The sequence below is a fragment of the uncultured Gimesia sp. genome, assembly GCF_963972345.1.
GTDB lineage: Bacteria > Planctomycetota > Planctomycetia > Planctomycetales > Planctomycetaceae > Gimesia.
Genome location: NZ_CAXAVM010000017.1, coordinates 1 through 16,427, shown reverse-complemented (window position 1 = coordinate 16,427; position 16,427 = coordinate 1). Strand labels below are relative to the sequence as shown.

The 16,427-nt window shown below is 49.2% G+C and carries 13 protein-coding genes; 8 read left to right on the top strand and 5 right to left on the bottom strand.

Going from position 1 to position 16,427, the window contains the following annotated elements; all coding sequences use genetic code 11:
- The first annotated feature begins 63 nt into the window (after positions 1–63).
- Positions 64–1,815 carry a glycosyltransferase family 39 protein gene (locus AACZ40_RS04675; RefSeq protein ID WP_291167290.1) on the top strand — a complete coding sequence of 584 codons (1,752 nt, stop codon included), beginning with the start codon at positions 64–66 and terminating at the stop codon, positions 1,813–1,815.
- Between the two features lie 33 nt (positions 1,816–1,848).
- Here AACZ40_RS04675 and AACZ40_RS04670 read toward each other — a convergent pair whose 3' ends face one another.
- The gene (locus tag AACZ40_RS04670; protein ID WP_291167287.1) at positions 1,849–2,499 is read right to left on the bottom strand and encodes a molybdenum cofactor guanylyltransferase; all 651 of its coding nucleotides are present in this window, start codon (positions 2,497–2,499) and stop codon (positions 1,849–1,851) included.
- 74 nt (positions 2,500–2,573) lie between these two features.
- On the opposite strand from AACZ40_RS04670, the gene AACZ40_RS04665 reads away from it, so the two are divergent.
- The 6 genes from AACZ40_RS04665 (at position 2,574) to AACZ40_RS04640 (ending at position 10,792) form a co-directional block, all read left to right on the top strand.
- The gene (locus AACZ40_RS04665; protein WP_291167284.1) at positions 2,574–3,005 is read left to right on the top strand and encodes a YkgJ family cysteine cluster protein; all 432 of its coding nucleotides are present in this window, start codon (positions 2,574–2,576) and stop codon (positions 3,003–3,005) included.
- A gap of 604 nt (positions 3,006–3,609) precedes the next feature.
- Positions 3,610–4,074 (top strand): HU family DNA-binding protein, encoded by a 465-nt coding sequence (locus AACZ40_RS04660; RefSeq protein ID WP_291167281.1) that lies wholly within the window; start codon positions 3,610–3,612, stop codon positions 4,072–4,074.
- A 1,061-nt stretch (positions 4,075–5,135) separates the two neighbouring features.
- A complete protein-coding gene (locus AACZ40_RS04655; RefSeq protein ID WP_291167277.1) occupies positions 5,136–6,074 on the top strand; it encodes a dihydroorotate dehydrogenase in 939 nt (312 codons plus the stop codon).
- 80 nt (positions 6,075–6,154) lie between these two features.
- Entirely contained in the window at positions 6,155–7,135 is a 981-nt protein-coding gene (gene trpS, locus AACZ40_RS04650) for a tryptophan--tRNA ligase (protein ID WP_291167275.1), read from the top strand.
- Between the two features lie 10 nt (positions 7,136–7,145).
- Complete coding sequence (locus AACZ40_RS04645; protein ID WP_291167273.1) at positions 7,146–7,802, top strand: hypothetical protein; 657 nt, start codon at positions 7,146–7,148, stop codon at positions 7,800–7,802.
- An 89-nt stretch (positions 7,803–7,891) separates the two neighbouring features.
- Positions 7,892–10,792, top strand: a complete 2,901-nt coding sequence (locus tag AACZ40_RS04640) for a PQQ-binding-like beta-propeller repeat protein (RefSeq protein ID WP_291167271.1) — start codon at positions 7,892–7,894, stop codon at positions 10,790–10,792.
- Between the two features lie 17 nt (positions 10,793–10,809).
- Here the strand turns inward: AACZ40_RS04640 and AACZ40_RS04635 are convergent, their stop codons facing one another.
- Positions 10,810–12,315, bottom strand: a complete 1,506-nt coding sequence (locus AACZ40_RS04635) for a sulfatase-like hydrolase/transferase (RefSeq protein ID WP_291167269.1) — start codon at positions 12,313–12,315, stop codon at positions 10,810–10,812.
- A 112-nt stretch (positions 12,316–12,427) separates the two neighbouring features.
- Here AACZ40_RS04635 and AACZ40_RS04630 point away from each other — a divergent pair, with 112 nt between their 5' ends.
- Entirely contained in the window at positions 12,428–13,384 is a 957-nt protein-coding gene (locus AACZ40_RS04630; RefSeq protein WP_291167266.1) for an endo alpha-1,4 polygalactosaminidase, read from the top strand.
- A gap of 6 nt (positions 13,385–13,390) precedes the next feature.
- Here the strand turns inward: AACZ40_RS04630 and AACZ40_RS04625 are convergent, their stop codons facing one another.
- The 3 genes from AACZ40_RS04625 to AACZ40_RS04615 all read right to left on the bottom strand — a co-directional run bounded on the left by AACZ40_RS04625 (position 13,391) and on the right by AACZ40_RS04615 (position 16,240).
- Entirely contained in the window at positions 13,391–14,182 is a 792-nt protein-coding gene (locus AACZ40_RS04625; protein WP_291167263.1) for a phosphoadenylyl-sulfate reductase, read from the bottom strand.
- Positions 14,183–14,406: 224 nt separating this feature from the next.
- Positions 14,407–15,222 (bottom strand): HAD-IIA family hydrolase, encoded by an 816-nt coding sequence (locus AACZ40_RS04620; protein WP_291167260.1) that lies wholly within the window; start codon positions 15,220–15,222, stop codon positions 14,407–14,409.
- A gap of 574 nt (positions 15,223–15,796) precedes the next feature.
- Positions 15,797–16,240 carry an Hsp20/alpha crystallin family protein gene (locus tag AACZ40_RS04615; protein ID WP_291167257.1) on the bottom strand — a complete coding sequence of 148 codons (444 nt, stop codon included), beginning with the start codon at positions 16,238–16,240 and terminating at the stop codon, positions 15,797–15,799.
- Positions 16,241–16,427 lie beyond the last annotated feature (187 nt).

The following is a 16,427-nucleotide window of genomic DNA, read 5'->3' as shown; positions in this document are numbered from 1 at the left end:
AATGGCCTCGGAAACGCTACAGTAAAACGGGACACAGTCTATTACCTCAAACTTCGGACAGTCATGGCTTCTCTACAGAAAGTAATACAACGCCCTCCGGTCTTCTGGTCTGTCGTCGGTTTTCTTCTGCTGATCCAATTCTGCCTGGGCGTGTATTCTGCCAGACAACTGAGTGTCACCCATGATGAGTACTGGCATCTGCCGGTCGGATTCCTGAGTCTGGAAACCAGTCGCTTTGACTATGATCGGCTCAATCCTCCGCTAATTCGCAGCTGGTCGGCTCTGCCTTTACTGATGACGTCTGCTCAGAGTGGATCTCCAGATCTCTCCTCTGATCCTGCTGATTATGGAGATGCCTTCCTGGATGCCAATCCGGTAGATTATCAACACTTCTATTTCCTTGGTCGCTGCATGATCCTGTTACTGGCTGTCGCATCGGGACTGTTGCTGGCACTCTGGACACGTGAGCTGTTTAGTTCTCAGGCAGCCTGTTTTGCAGTTTTCCTGTGGGCAATGAGCCCGAATATTCTGGCCAGCGCGGCCCTGGGTACCCAGGACCTGGCGATCACGGGCTTCTTTCTGGCCGCCCTCTACTGTGGCTGGAAGTTTGCCTGCCTCCCCTCCTGGAAGTGGGCCATAGTGACAGGGGTTGTTTTAGGCCTGGCTCAACTGACAAAATATACGGCGATTCTGTTAGCTCCCCTACTTGTGATTCAGTGGATTCTCGTGAGATATAAGAATCCAGAAATCCGGGAGCGACAGGCTAAAAAAACACTCGCCATGTATTGGGGAATACTTGTTTTCTCCTGCCTTTTCATCCTGAATGCCGGTTATCTGTTCCAATCGACCTTCCAGCCTGTAAGCAGCTATCAGTTCCAAAGCTCCGAGCTCAAATTTTTGACAGCACTTCCTGAAGTTCTGCAGAGTTTCCCCCTGCCTGTTCCCCGTGACTACATCATGGGCTTTGACCTGCAACGTTTTATCATGCAGCAATCCCACCCCACCTTTCTGGATAATCAGTGGGAACAACATGGGTTTCGCTCGTACTACCTCTATACCTTGCTTTATAAATTGCCACACGGTTTTCAATTTCTGATTGTCATCGCTCTTTACAGCTGGCTTAAAAACCCTCGCCTGCTCCCGAGACGAACCCTGGCCGTCCTGCTGACACCAGTTGTATTGCTGTTAACCATCGCCAGTCTGGCGAATAACCAGCTGGGCCTGCGCTATGTGCTGCCGATCTTTCCCTTCCTGATTCTGTTGTGCGCTCCTTTGGTAGAGCAATTGGATTTTGAACGACGTAAAATCCTCTCCTATCTGGTGACCATTGCCATTCTTTCACTCCCGCTCTCACTCCGGTATGCTCCGGATCACCTGGCCTACTTTAATGAACTGGCAGGAGGGCCGGAACTGGGGGATACCCATCTGGTCGATTCCAATATCGACTGGGGGCAGGATCTCTATCGACTTCAGGAATACCTGGAGGAACACCCGGTTGAAGATCTGAGACTCGCCTATTTTGGCACAATTCCCCCCGGAAAACTGGGGATCAAATATGAATTCCCTGCTGAATTCCGCCCCGTTCCCGGGAAATATGCCATCAGCGCCAGCATTCTTCAGGGGCGGCCTTATACCTTGCGCAGACAGGATGGCAGCCGTTATAACCTGCAGCATGACGCATTGGGATTTTTCCGATTTTTTGAACCCGAAGCGCAACTGGGATATTCGATCAACTACTATGACTTAACCCCCGAAGACATCGCGCGCTGGCGGACTGCTGTGATGCAGGCGAATAGAAGTTTGCAGTCCCCGTAATGAGATCATTGTGGGATCAGAAAGCCAGTCAGGTCATCGGACAAAGGGAACAGTGGTAGTTGCTGCCAACCCGGTCTCACGCAGTAGTTCGAAATACTGTTCACGAGTATTGATATTACGTAATCCAAGTAATTCGGGATCGACATTTTTCAGCTCTTCCGCTTCGAGAAACGCACTATGAACCCGCTCTACCAGATCAATGGGCCTTTGAACATTTTCGGCCAGCATTTCCTCTATCAATTCCAGCAGTGATGTCCGGTACACAGCTGCCATAGGATGGTACCTTTTGCCTTCCCTGACGATCGCCAGATCGTGATCTGGCAGCCTTGAGAGAATCGCACGTATCATCTCTCTTTGTATCAGTGGTGTATCGCAGGCTGACACAAAGGCCGCCTGACAATCGAATTCCAGTTCACGAAGACCTTGTGCAATTGCTGGAAGAGGCCCGGCACCTGGTTTGACATCATACACAACGCGAACCGAATAAGGGATTTCCGGCAAAGTCTGCCCGGGGGAGGCGACGACGATCACAGGAGATACCACTTCAGACACAATGCGAATGATGCGCTGTAACATCAGCTCTGAGCCCAATGGTAATAACGCTTTGGGATAATTCATTCTCATGCTTTCGCCCCCGCAGAGAATCATTCCACCGACTTTGATCTGACCGTTTGTGTTTGACATACTCGTCCGGGTTACTTACAAAAAGAACTTCTAAGTTTCAGTTTATCTAATTTTATAGTGATGTGATCTGAAAAATGAGTGATCAAAATTCTGAACAGGAACCATGGTATCGTGACGGGCTACAATTTTCCTGTACGCAGTGTGGTAATTGTTGTACCGGCGCGCCTGGTGTCGTCTGGGTGGATGAATCAGAAATCAAGGCAATTGCAGAAGTAACGGGAAAATCGACAGGAGAAATTCTGTTAATGCATACCCGCCTGTATGGCGGAAGACGTTCCTTAACTGAATATGCCAATGGAGATTGCACATTTTTCGATCCCGAAAAACGTTGCTGTACTATCTATGAAGCTCGTCCGACTCAGTGCAAAACGTGGCCCTTCTGGAATTCAAATCTGGAAAGCCGTGCGAGCTGGGAGTCACTTTCTCCGGATTGCCCGGGCGCAGGTAAAGGAAATTTTGTCAGTTTCGAAGACATCCGGATCCAGGCTGAGAAAACTGACTTGTAACCTCCTTCACAAATGATTGTTACCGCGAACGATCTTTCAAACTGATCCCAAGAACTCCTCATAACCAAACGGAGTCTCGTCTGAATATCAAAAATCAGACGTTTGATTAACGCTCAAGCTTGTTCTCGAATGCTGTTGATTAAGTATGTATTTTTAAAGAGTTTGGAACACTGAAAGATCGCAGTTTCGATGTTTCAGATACATTTTTTGCAATTTCATCTCAAGATTGTAAAAATAATTTCGTGTTATTATTTGGGAACAATAATAAGTCTGCGAGTTTTCTGTGCCCTCATTGTATGCGGCCCATCGAGAAACCATAAGATATTTATATCATTATACTTACAACGCATACGCAATCATACTTCTTCGAAATAGTTCATTTTTTGTCGATGTTGTGAATTCACACCGGCATAGTGAATTCATGTCTAATAATACACCGTTTCAAAGCGGTAAGCTAAGATCGGTCTTGACTTACTGTTCAATTGTGGGAAATAATCTATTGTGACACTAAGTCGTGTAACCCATTACAGTTGAGACGGCTCTCGAGTGCCCTTACCAAGGGCGTAGCTGTCCGACGGCTTCTCAAAATTGGGAGAACCCAGTCGTGACGAAAAAAGAGATTGTCAAAGTAATTTCGGAAGAGATTGGTCTGACACAACTCAAGACAAAAGAGATTGTGCAAAAAACGTTCGATGCGATTGTTGATACACTTGTTACAGACAAGCGAATCGAACTCCGCAATTTTGGCGTCTTTGAAGTCAAAAAGCGAGCTGCGCGTAAAGCCAGAAATCCTCGCACAGGTGATCGTGTAGACGTAGAAGAAAAATACGTCGTCACGTTCAAGCCTGGCAAGGAGATGGAAAAGCGTGTACGCAATCTGGAGGAAGAAGCAGCCCGTTTAAACGCGGCCGCTTCCCAGCCCCCAGCCAGTCCTCCTCCTGCAGGTTCGGCACCACCGCCGCACCAGACACCACAGGCTCCTCCGAGCCCTGGTGCCACGCCAGGAGCACCTTCGATGGGAACCTACAATAACGGTTCCTACAGTTCAGGATCTCAGCATACACCTTAGACCTGATCTCCAAAGACTTTATTGTTGAAAGAGCTGGTATGAACTTTCTCATAGCCGGTCTGTTTTAGTGTACACAAACAGGCCGGCTTTTTTACGGACTCACCTGCCCAAAGTAAGTGAACATTGACAACCACTATCGCGTTGTAAGATAGACGGTGTCTCGTGTTACTGTGATATGCTTACCTTGACGTCACCCAATCCATTTGCACCGGGAATACCAGGTGGAACAATACTATGGTTTCATGTGATGCCCTCTCGCCATTTCATAATCGAAATCATCCTCTTCAACCAGAATACCAAAATAATTGGAATAATCCGCATTTTTTACCAAAGTCACCTGATCTGAATGTCGATAAAACGACCTAGAGGAAATTAAAAGCGGTATTTATAATCCTGCTTCTCCATTCTCCTCGCTTCACAATTCAGCACTTTAACCCCTTCGATATCGGTTTGATGCCTTCCATTCAATGGTTTGAATAAAGGGATCGTTGCCTGGGATCAAGACCAGCAAATATGGCACGACCATATCATGGAGAAAAAAATGCGTAAGTTCCTTTTGGCCAGCATGTTAATTGCAATGTCCCTCACTCAGGTCGGATGTGTGGTTCCTATCTACTCATCTTCACGAGATGACCGTGCTCGTCAATTAATTTTCCAATCAGAAAGTATGCGGCACATTCCCAAAATCTGGGAGCGAATCTGGGGCCTGGATATGCCGGATGTGGCCACCCCCTACCGCACCCATGGTGGTGTCATTTAGTTTTTATAGCTCAGGGACTCACGCGCAAGTCGTTTGACTGGATCAACTCCATTTGAACCGGCTGTTGCCTCGAATATATTTAAAGCTGCCGGGAATTCATTCCCGGCAGCTTTTCTTGCTATTGTGGTCACTGTTTTCCATACCGCCCTAACTGGTTCTCATCATCAAGGAACGCTAAGATGTGGTTCAGTGGATTTCCAGATTAGAAAATAGACCTCAGAGCCAGATGGCTGGCCTGCCAACCTGATATTTTTTATAAATAGAATGAGCAAGTAGCCACTGGCTACATGGACCTGATTAGATGAATGCTCCCACCCAAACGGATCCCTTAGCGGTTTCCCTGAACCGCCTGCATCTTAAAAATCCCGTCCTTGTGGCATCGGGGACTTTTGGTTACGCAAAAGAAATGGCAGCATTCCTGGATTTTTCCCGCCTGGGGGGAATTATTCCCAAAACGATTACCACAGAACCACGTATCGGCAACCCCCCTCCCCGTACGGTGGAAACCAGTGCTGGCCTGCTCAATTCCATTGGCCTGGATAATGACGGCATTGATCTCTTTCTGGAAAAGCATCTGAACTACCTCTCTTCCCTCGAAACAGCGCTGATTGTGAATATCGCCGGACGCAGCATTGATGAAATGGCCGTCATGGCTTCCCGACTTGATCAATACCCCGATCAGATTGCAGCACTGGAACTGAATATCTCCTGCCCGAACGTCAGTGGTGGTGTTGATTACGGTACACAGCCCGAGATGACCGAAAAGATGCTCAAACAGGTCACAGAGAGCTGCCAGTTACCCATCATCGCAAAGTTGACGCCAAATGTGACCAGCGTTGTTGAGATCGCCCAGGCGGCCACTGCCGGGGGAGCAGATGCCGTCTCCCTGATCAACACTGTCCAGGGAACAGCCATCGACTGGCGCCGTCGAAAGCCGATACTGGGTGGCATTTTTGGAGGCCTCAGCGGCCCCGCTATCAAACCGGTCGCTTTACGGGTTGTCTGCCAGGTGGCCCGCGCTGTTGACATCCCGATTATTGGGGTAGGTGGTATTGCCAATATCGATGATGTCATGGAATTCATCGTCGCTGGTGCTTCTGCTGTTCAAATTGGTACTGCCAACTTCTACAATCCAGGTCTTGCGGCACAACTGGTCAATGAGTTGGAAGAGATACTCGTCTCCGAAAAATGCTCACATATCAGTGAACTTGTGGGCTCCCTGAAGTATCCGGAACGGTAGACCCCCTTTCCAATACCCGTTGTGGCAGAACCATTTGATCAATTACTCTCTGTTTCAAAGACTATATAGAAAATCCATTCATGCGAGTGTTATCTGGAATCCAACCGACGGGCCGCTTCCACTGGGGAAATTACTTTGGCGCGATCAAGCAATACATCGACCTGCAGGAGAATCAGCAGGCTTTCTATTTCATTGCCGACTTACACGCCCTGACCACAATCCGGGACGCCAAGCGCCTGCGTCAGAATACACAGGAAGCGGCCATCGATCTCCTCGCACTCGGACTGGACCCTCAGAAAGCCACACTGTTCCGACAGTCAGACGTTCCCGAGATTACCGATCTCACATGGATACTGATGACAATCACTCAGATGAGCCTTCTGGAAAAATGTCATGCTTACAAAGATAAGAAAGATAAAGGGATCGCCGCCGACGCGGGATTGTTTACATACCCGGTTTTGATGGCTGCTGATATTTTACTTTATGACAGTGATCTGGTCCCCGTCGGCCAGGATCAGATTCAGCATGTCGAAGTCACTCGTGACCTGGCACAACGCTTTAATTCTCTGTTTGGTGAAACACTGATTCTACCCGAATCACGCGTCCTGGATACTTCAGCGAAGGTACCTGGCATTGATGGCGAAAAGATGTCCAAAAGTTATAAAAATGTGATCGAAATATTTGAGGATCCCAAAAAGCAGCGCAAAAAAGTCATGTCCATCAAAACAGACTCGGCTGCACTGGAAGACCCTAAAGACCCCGACACGTGTGCCGTTTATGCACTTTACAGACTCTTCGCAGATGAAACACAGCAGGCAGAACTGGCGCAGCGTTACCGCGCCGGGGGCATGGGTTATGGTGAAGCGAAACAGGCTGTTCACGATGCTGCCCTCGCATACTTCGGCCCGGCCAGGGAACGAAGAGAGCAACTCGCTGCAGATACCGATACCCTGAATGATATTCTGGCTGAAGGTGCCCGCAAAGCCAGAGAAAAAGGGAAGCAGGTACTGGACCGGGTTCAGGCCGCCTGTGGCCTGGGATCAAAACATTTAGCAAAATGAAACTGAGAATATGACGGATCCGTCTTTAGTATCCCCCGCGGCGACGATCAGTTCGAAGTCCAGCTTTTTTCAATGGTTCTGTATCGGGCTGGTTTTGATTACGGCACTTTCAATTCTGGCAGTCCATCTGCCGGAACGACTGAAATTATTGCTCGTTTTTGCTGTCGTCTATGGTCTGATTGCAGGTGGATTACTGACGAGCCTGGCTGTCAAACTGGATGTACCTGTCAAGCGATCTCTGCTTGTATCCATCCTCTGCCTGACTGTATTCGGCCAGTCACTGGTCCTGTATCTGTCGCATCAGCGTTATAAAGAAGCAACTCTGCAGCAATTCAAATTAGACAAAACTTCGTTGATGCTGAACCGGATGATGCAAGGGGAACCTCCCACCGATCCGGAGTCCCGCAAGCAATACGATCAGGTACTGAAGCAGTTCGAAGCTGCCAAACAGGAACGGCAAGACAAAGAACAACAGTTACTGGCTGTCTCGTCCTACCTGCAACATCGGATATCCTCCGTGGCGCGTGTCGAAGCACCCTGGCCTCAACTGTTCTGGACTATAGAGCTGGTATTCAGTTGTCTGGCAGCAATCTGGGCCAGTTTACAGGTATCACACCCGGACTCTTCCATTCCACATCCAGAAGAATCCACTCAGGAAGAGAGTTGAATCGAACGGATACAGCTGATAGTTTTAAAGTCTGAGAGAACGCTTTCTCAAGTTTTGCTTTCCTGCATTCCTGATAAAGGGCTGGCTGAATGCGCTATTCTGCTTTGAGAGTATCCCTGCTGCTGCTTCTCCTGGGTTCACTACAGGAGAGAGCAGTTCAGGCCAGTGACTGGGCGATGTGGCGCAAGGACCCGGCTCGTTCGGCACAAACGGAACAGCTACTTCCCGAGTCGCTTCATCTGCAGTGGGTACATCGACTCCCCCAGCTGGAACCGGCATATAAAAATGAACGCCTGCAGTTTGACGCGGGCTACGAACCGGTGGTCAAAGATGAAATTCTGTTTTTCGGTTCCTCTCAGAATGACAGTGTGACAGCCCTTGACCTGAAAACGGGGAAACAACTCTGGAAGTATACAACGGAGGGTCCGATACGCTTTGCACCGGTGTCCTGGAAAGATGCTGTGTATTTTGGTTCCGATGATGGCTGTCTCTATGCTGTCTCTGCTCAGACCGGCAAACTGCTCTGGAAATTCCGTGCAGTCCCATCCAGGCGTCTGATTCTCGGCAATCGCCGCTTGATCTCAGTCTGGCCTGTAAGGGGAGGCCCCGTCATTGAAAATGACACAGTCTATTTCGCAGCAGGGGTCTGGCCGTTTGAAGGCGTTTTTATTTATGCCCTCGATACAACGACCGGTAAAGTCAAATGGATGAATGATCGCCTGGGATTCCTGTATGGACAACACCCCCATGCCGCAGAAGCCCTGGGAGGCGTGACACCGCAGGGTTATCTGGTTATCTCTGACAACGAACTGATTGTTCCCTGTGGTACTGCATTCCCCGCCCGTCTGAATAAACAGACAGGAAAACTGGTTGCATTTGAACTCCCCAAACCGGGGCGTACCCCTGGAGGCTGGTTTACCGCAGCAGATAAAGCAGCACGACGAGGCGAAACTGAAGTCGCCACTCCCAGTCTGCAATTCGATCGCGACGTGAATTCAGCCCGTCATGAAAATGGCCAGAACTATGGTCCCGATGGCAAGCGCGGGCTCAGGCAGCAGATTCAGGTCGGCAATCAAAGCCTCAAATATCAGACCCCCATCCCGGGTGTAGACGGGACCATCCATTCTCTGCTCGTTGCCTCGGATTATCTGATCGCAGTGACTCTCGAAGGCAGCATTTATTGCCTGGGTTCAGAACCCACCACACCAGTCACCTACGAATCACCTTTACTGAAGCAGCCGACAAAGCAACCCGACACGCCTCAATCCAACCCCATACCAGAAATATTTTCAGGACCGCTTCAGGCAGGAGGTTACGTCCTTCTGGCAGGCATTCCCGATGCCAGGCTGCTCGATTCATTACTGACTCAACCGCAGTTGCAATTGATTTATCCAGTGAAGCATGCAGGACAGATCAAATCCCTGCGTCAGCTATATCACGAACGGGGACATTCCAGTTCCCAACTGTCATTTCTATCCGGCACGCTGGAGGAGATTCAACTTCCCCCCTACTTTGCTCAAACGATTATCGCCGCAGAACACATTGCCTCGGGAGTGAAATCGTATTCAGACCTGATTTCCCTTCTTTACCCGGCACTCAGACCCTATGGTGGCAGATTACTTTTGAAATGTTCAGAAGCCGACCATCAAAAGCTGGCTGCAGAGTTTGAAACGCTCTCTCAAGCCAAAATTTCACGTATTGACGGGTATACGGTATTTGAAAAATCAGGTGCAATCCCCGGATCAACAAATTATACAGGGGGCTGGTCCAGTCCTGACGAACTTGTGAAAGCTCCCGTCGGAGTTCTCTGGTATGACGACAGCGTGGGAAATTTTAAACGGGCACCGCAACCACTGTTTGTAGATGGAGTCATGATCTCGCATTCGAAGTACTGGCAAGGCTATCCGGCTGGCATTCGCCCACCGTATCAATTACTCGCACCACAGTTTGCGGACGTGTATACCGGAAGAAAACTGACTGCATCGCAGGCAGAAATGCTGACTACAGAATTACCAACACTGGACCAGGCACAAAAACAACCCAGTCAATATCGGCCCCCTTATCAGAAAAACGACTGGAGCCCGGCTCCTCCCGTCATTGGAGAACGCACCAACCCACTCACGGGTAAAACCGAGCCGCGCGCGTTCCCTAAAAGTTATGGCTGCGATGGAGGCGTCGACTACAGCTACCTTTATACCATGCGATCAGGAACGGCGGCGTTTTACGATAAACGAATCGAAAGCGGCACAATTCATATCAGCGGCCCCCGTTCCGGCTGTACCAACAGCATCGTCCCCGCCAATGGATTGCTCAACGTCCCCTACTATTTTCAGGGATGCACCTGCAGCTATCCCCTGCCAGTGGGACTTTCCCTGATCGCGATGCCCGAGACACACGAGCAATGGATGGTCTGGGGAAAAAGCGATGTGCAACAGGTTCATCGCGTCGGTTTAAACTTTGGTGCGCCCGGCGATCGAATGACCGACAAAGGCACCCTCTGGCTGGATATTCCCAGCGTGGGTGGTCCTTCTCCAGAACTTGATCTGCAGGTCAGCCCGATATCAGTAAAACCTTTCTATGAGCATTCTCTCTGGATAGAAGGAGGACGAGGCTGGCCGTGGGTGGGCGCGTCAGGTATCACGGGCGTTCGTGAAATCCGATTGAATCAAATAAAAGCCGGAGATTACACAGTCCGGCTCTATTTCAGAGAGCCGCAGTTTTCCAGCACCGGGCAACGGGTCTTTGATATTTCGCTCAATGGAAAGCCCCTGATCAGCCAGTTCGATATTTTTCAGGAGACAAAATCCAGCCAGAAGATTCTGGTGCGCGAGTTTTCACAAATCCACCTGGATCAGAAACTGAACCTGACATTCACTGCGCTTACAGGAGAACCGCTGATCTGCGGTCTGGAACTGATTGAACAGAGTCTGCCTGTCGATTCACTCGTAGAACTGCCTGCACAAGAACTGGAACTGCTCACAAAACCCTGATTCGAACTCCCTGCGGATTAATAATCACGGAACGGCCCCCTCGGTTCTGCATCGGCCATCGCTTTTTTCCAGTCTGCAAAACGGGCCTTCATTTCTTTAAGCTTTTCAGGATGTGCTTTGGAGAGATCATGTTTTTCGCCGATATCCTGCGACAGGTCAAATAGACCATTTCCTTTCGCCGACTCCACCCACTTCCAGCTCCCGACCCGCGCTGCTTTATCGGCGCGACGTTGCCAGAACATTTCGTCCCGGGGAGAGGCCGTCTTCCCCGTCAGGACAGGCAGCATATCGTAACCATCAATGACGGTATCAGCTGGCATTGGAATCCCGGCTTCTTTGAGGAACGTCGGAACCAGTTCCAGTGACGTCAGCAGATCATCGTTTACCGTTCCCGGTTTTATTTTGGCGGGGTATCGTACCAGGCAGGGCACGCGGATTCCCCCTTCAAACATCATCCCCTTTTTTCCTTTGAGAGGACTGTTGTCTGCACCGCCACTGCCCCCGTTGTCAGAGAAGAAAACCACGATGGTATTGTCGGCGATTTGATATTCGTCCAGCAATCCCAGCATTTCGCCAATCGCATCGTCCATACAGGTAATGGAAGCCACATACTCCAGTCGTCGCTTGCTGGCAGAGACCCCCTGATTAATGACAGGCCCCCCTGGACTTTCACGAAATTCATAGCGTCCCGTTTTCTTCTTCGTCACCAGCGTATCCTGCAAATGCGGATACATTTTTTTGTATTTTTCCGGGGCCTGGGCACCGCCACGGATTCGGGGATCCAGGCTGGAGGCTCCATGGGGTGCATTGAAAGGCAAATAAAGAAAAAATGGTCGCTGATGATTTTCTTTGATAAAACGCACCGCTTCCCGTTGAAACAGGTACGTGCAATACGTGCCTTTGTCTTCCTCAGTCGGCTGATTATTGCGATACATGGAAGGCACTCCGTATCGCTCATGAGTGAAGTAATCGATGCCGGTGTTCGTAAAACCATAAAATTCATCGAACCCCCGGGCAAGGGGCAGAAACCGTTTGTGTATCCCCAGATCCCATTTCCCATAAATGGCGCTGACATATCCTGCCGGTTTTAACAGTGCTGGCAGTAATTTTTCACGGACATCCATACCGCCAATCCGCTCGAACGTCACTTCATATTCCTCAGGTTTGTATTTGTGACCATAGTCCGGTGCTTCATTGCGAATCATATCGTAGATCCCGTTTCGCTGAGGATAACGCCCCGTCAGCAGGCTGCCTCGACTGGGAGTACAGGCCGGCCAGGTGACATAGAAACTGGTCAGCTTAGCCCCTTCTTTTGCCAGACGATCCAGATGGGGTGTAATAATCTCCTCACTGCCGAAGCTGCCCAGATCCCGATATCCCTGATCGTCGCTGACAATCAATATGATATTGGGCGGCGTGTCAGCAGCATTTACCCTGAGGATCGAAAACAGACAAACCAGTAAAGTCAGACTGATGATTTTGCATAGGCTGCGACGGTGACGCTGGATCTGATTCAGACTCATGGATGTACTTTCAGATGATTTCAACAAAGGATACTTTCGATAAGCTGGTAATCTACTTTAGAATAACAGATGCTTTCGAGAAAATACAAACAACATTTCGGGATCCCGATTCATGAATTACATTTTGCCCCGTATCAATCCAGCAGTAATGTATCTGATGCTCTTCGTGATTTCACCTCCAGCGATAATGGGTGAGGAAACAGATAAATCCAAACCTGTCGGCTTTCAACTCTATTATGGCAGCGACCCTCAAGTACTGAACCTGTTACAGCAGCGCATGCAACCAGGACAGGTAGTGGTAATCGAACTCCGCGGGCTGAGTAAAGAACAGATTCAAAAGCTGGCTGATCGCGCGCAGCAGGTTAAAGCAAAAATGATCGCATACCTCAGTGTGGGAGAACTGGGTCAGATTGAACAACAGAATTTCCAACAGTATTTAAAGCAACATGCGCCCCAGTCTTCTCTGGCAGAGATGAGTCTCAGCAAAAACGAAACGTTCCAGTCCTGGCATATGGATGTCAGACAACCAGCCTGGCGCGATTTTGTCATGCAGCGAGTCAGGCAGATTTATCAACTGCCAGTCGATGGCCTGTTCCTGGACACCATCGATTCGGTTGATTTATATATCACAAAGAAAGACTGGCCTGTCCCACGCAGAGCACAAAGCGTGAAATCAATGATTTCCCTGATCAGGGAGATCAAAGCGGTTTCACCTGAAAAATTCATTCTGCAGAACCGAGGATTGAATCTGATCGGTAAGACTGTGTTTGTGGGAGATGCCGCCGGAGTTTTTGTGCCGGGATTAGACCTGCAACAGCAACATCCTCACAATCCGGATGGTTTACTCTGGGAATCTGCTTACATGCATTCCGGTGAATGGATCGAAGCAAAAGAACGCGAGCTGCGGCAAATCCAGCAGCAGGGGCATACAACAGTCTTCACGCTCGGCTATACAGACACGAAAGCTGATCGGAAACAGTTCTTTCAGAAAAGCCGCGCTGCGGGGTTCATTCCCGCCTGGGGGAGTTCTACTACCCGTTTACACTTGGAACCGACAGAGTCGCAATGATATCCATCAGATCATGAAATCAGTTTCACGCCCCAGTACTCGATCCACCAGATCCTGTGGCAGTTCTATCGAAGGTGCGTGCTTACCGGCAACATCGGTCGGATTGATTCCGCAATATTGCGACCAGGGCCCCAGATGTCGCCAGCGGCCCGCTCGACCTGGCTCACTTTCCATCACCGGCGTGGTGCACCGGTTACATCCGATCGTCGGGTATCCCTGCCGATGCAATGGATTGGTAATGACCTGGTTTTCCTCAAGGTAATTCTGAAACTCCTCTTTGGAGAGACTGGCCAGAATATTCACGCGGAGACAGTTCATGGCCGGGTCAATCGCCAGAATCGGTACATTGGCACGCTGACCGCCATCCGCACGACGCAGGCTCCCAATCAGAGCATCGTACTGCTCGGCAACCTGGATTAAGGGCTGGGTTTTCCGTAAATCACAGCACTGCTCCTGCCCCTCAACAGAGAGATAGAGAACCCCCAGTTCCTCAGTCTGTTCCTGCATGGTTTTGGCAGGCTCAAGTGTGACGATGTTGACGCCATACTCTTGAACCAGGCGATCCCGGGTCTCCAGGGTTTCCTGAAACAGAACTCCGGTATCGACGAATAGTATCGGAATGTCGGCTTTAATCTCACTCAGCATATGGGCGACAACACACCCCGCACGCTGCATCGACGATAATGCCGCGAGCCGTGTGCCAAACATTTCCTGTGCCCAGTGAATCAGTTCCAGCGGAGTCCGTTCTTCAAACGACTCATTCAAATCTGATAAATCGGCCTGCGTCAGACGTGCCATTCAAGTATTCCTGCTGCTGTTTTTTCTCGATGGATCGAAAACAGCAGATCATCGAAGTTCCTGCAAAATCCTGTAAATCTGGTATCGAATCACATTATCGTGATATTTTCAGGAATTGTAGCGAACCATCAGAAATACCTCAATGCGCGCATCAACGGGTTCTGCATCAATCAAAGCGAATTTCCTGCCGAAACCGGGTAAAAAGTCTCTCGACAGTTGGATTTTCAGGCCAGTAAACGCTCGGGCTTAAGAAATCGAGTCCGTTCATACTGAAAGAACTCTTCGTTGTTCAGATCGGCAATGCTATCCACCACCAGGTCTGGCTGATACGCGAAATTAGCCAGGTCGGACAACGCAGTTCCCCCGGACAGAACCAGTACCGATCGGTAGCCCATTTCAACCCCTCCCAGGATATCTGTTTCCATCGTATCACCGATCATTGTCGTCTGGGCAGAGGATATACCGAGTTCCTGCCGGGCACTCCGCATCATCACCGGACTGGGCTTACCGACACTGAAAGCCTGTTTTTTTGTGGCTGCTTCCAGCATGGCGACGATGGCTCCACAGCCGGGCCGGGGCCCATTCTGAGTCGGGCAGTTCGGATCCATATTTGTGGCAATCAGTTTTGCCCCATTTTCAATCATGCGAACTGCCGCTTCGATCATTTCAAAGTTCATCGAACGACCTTCGCCGACGACCACATAATCGGGATCATGGTCCACGATCGAATATCCATTTCTGTGCAAGGCATGCAGCAGCCCCCCTTCTCCAATTACGTAGGCAGTCCCATTCGGCTTGCTTTGTGCCAGAAAGCGGGCTGTCGCCATCGCACAGGTAAAAATATGCTCTTCGCCCACAGTAATCCCCATTCGCGACAGTTTTGTTACAACATCACGACGGGTCCTCTGGCTGTTATTGGTTAAAAACATGAAAGGTAGATCACGTTTTTTCAACTCGTTGATAAATCCAACTGCCCCCTCAATCAGGTCAGTTCCACGGTAGATCACACCATCCATGTCAATCAAAAATCCTGGTAACATCACGTTCAGTCCTTGAATTAATAAAATGAGTCGAGACTCATGTAGGAGATCTTCAGATGCTGGAGCGCGCTCACTGAGAAATCAGTGTTTGAATCGGGTCTTGGAAGAATACCTGCCGTTCACAGGCGAATTCACTTATTAGTTTTCCACTCCAAATTGACCATCAGAACAATTCATTTTAGATCGCATCTGCTGAAGAATTTTTGGCGCATTTCAAAGAAACATACTTAAAGGACTTCGCAATTGCCGTGCCGGATTCGGGAGACCGGAATGATGACCGGTAAACATTGATCGCCGTAAGCTGTTACTGTAAAACAACATTTAACCCGCATCCTTTTGCAGGATTGATCTGAAAACCACGAAATCTTTATCCGGAACTCATACTGAGCGATTGAGGAAGACTTAGCATTTAGGCGATGCTGCTCAGGAATTAGACAGATCCAGGAGAACTGACTGAACTGATTTCAGGAAGATTCGTATCCGGACTACATAGAAATACCCCGGCCCACTTTGACAAGCGGACCGGGGCAGCGCAACCAACAATATTTTCCTCTGTCCGAAATGGTATCAGTGATTATTCAGATTTTGGTACATCCTGAATCTCAATTTTTTTCGGCTGCATTTCGAGCTTTTTATCCAGGATCACAGTCAAAACTCCCGAGTCCAGAGTTGCTTTAACAGAGGTTGGATCAGCCCAGTCTGGCAGCTGCACCACTCGTTTGAACTTTCCATAACGACGCTCATTATGCAGAAATTCGCGTTCTTCCACTGTTTTACGTTCTCCTGTCAGAATCAGGTAACCATCCTGGATATCCAGTGACAGCTCTTCCTTTTTCATCCCCGGAACATCAAGTGCGATGTGATACTGACTGTTTTCTTCCCAGACAGACAAGGGAGAATAGGCACCTTCGAGGCCATTCAACGATTTTCCAAACATCTGGCTGAAAGCATCGTCTAATTCATTTCGAAGGTTCGCAGAAAAAGGAAATCCCAATTTGTGTGTGCGTGTGCTTAACATGGTTTTTGCTCCTTAAATCCAGAAACAAGATTGATGAAGTTATTTGAACCCCTTGAGGGTTTTTCTTCCATTTTGACGGAAACAACTAACTGCACAACCCATGCCATTTTAGACACCCAAAAAACAAAATAATCATATCCAATTAAATCAAAAGGACTTATGGCTCATAATCAACATTAAAGAGAAT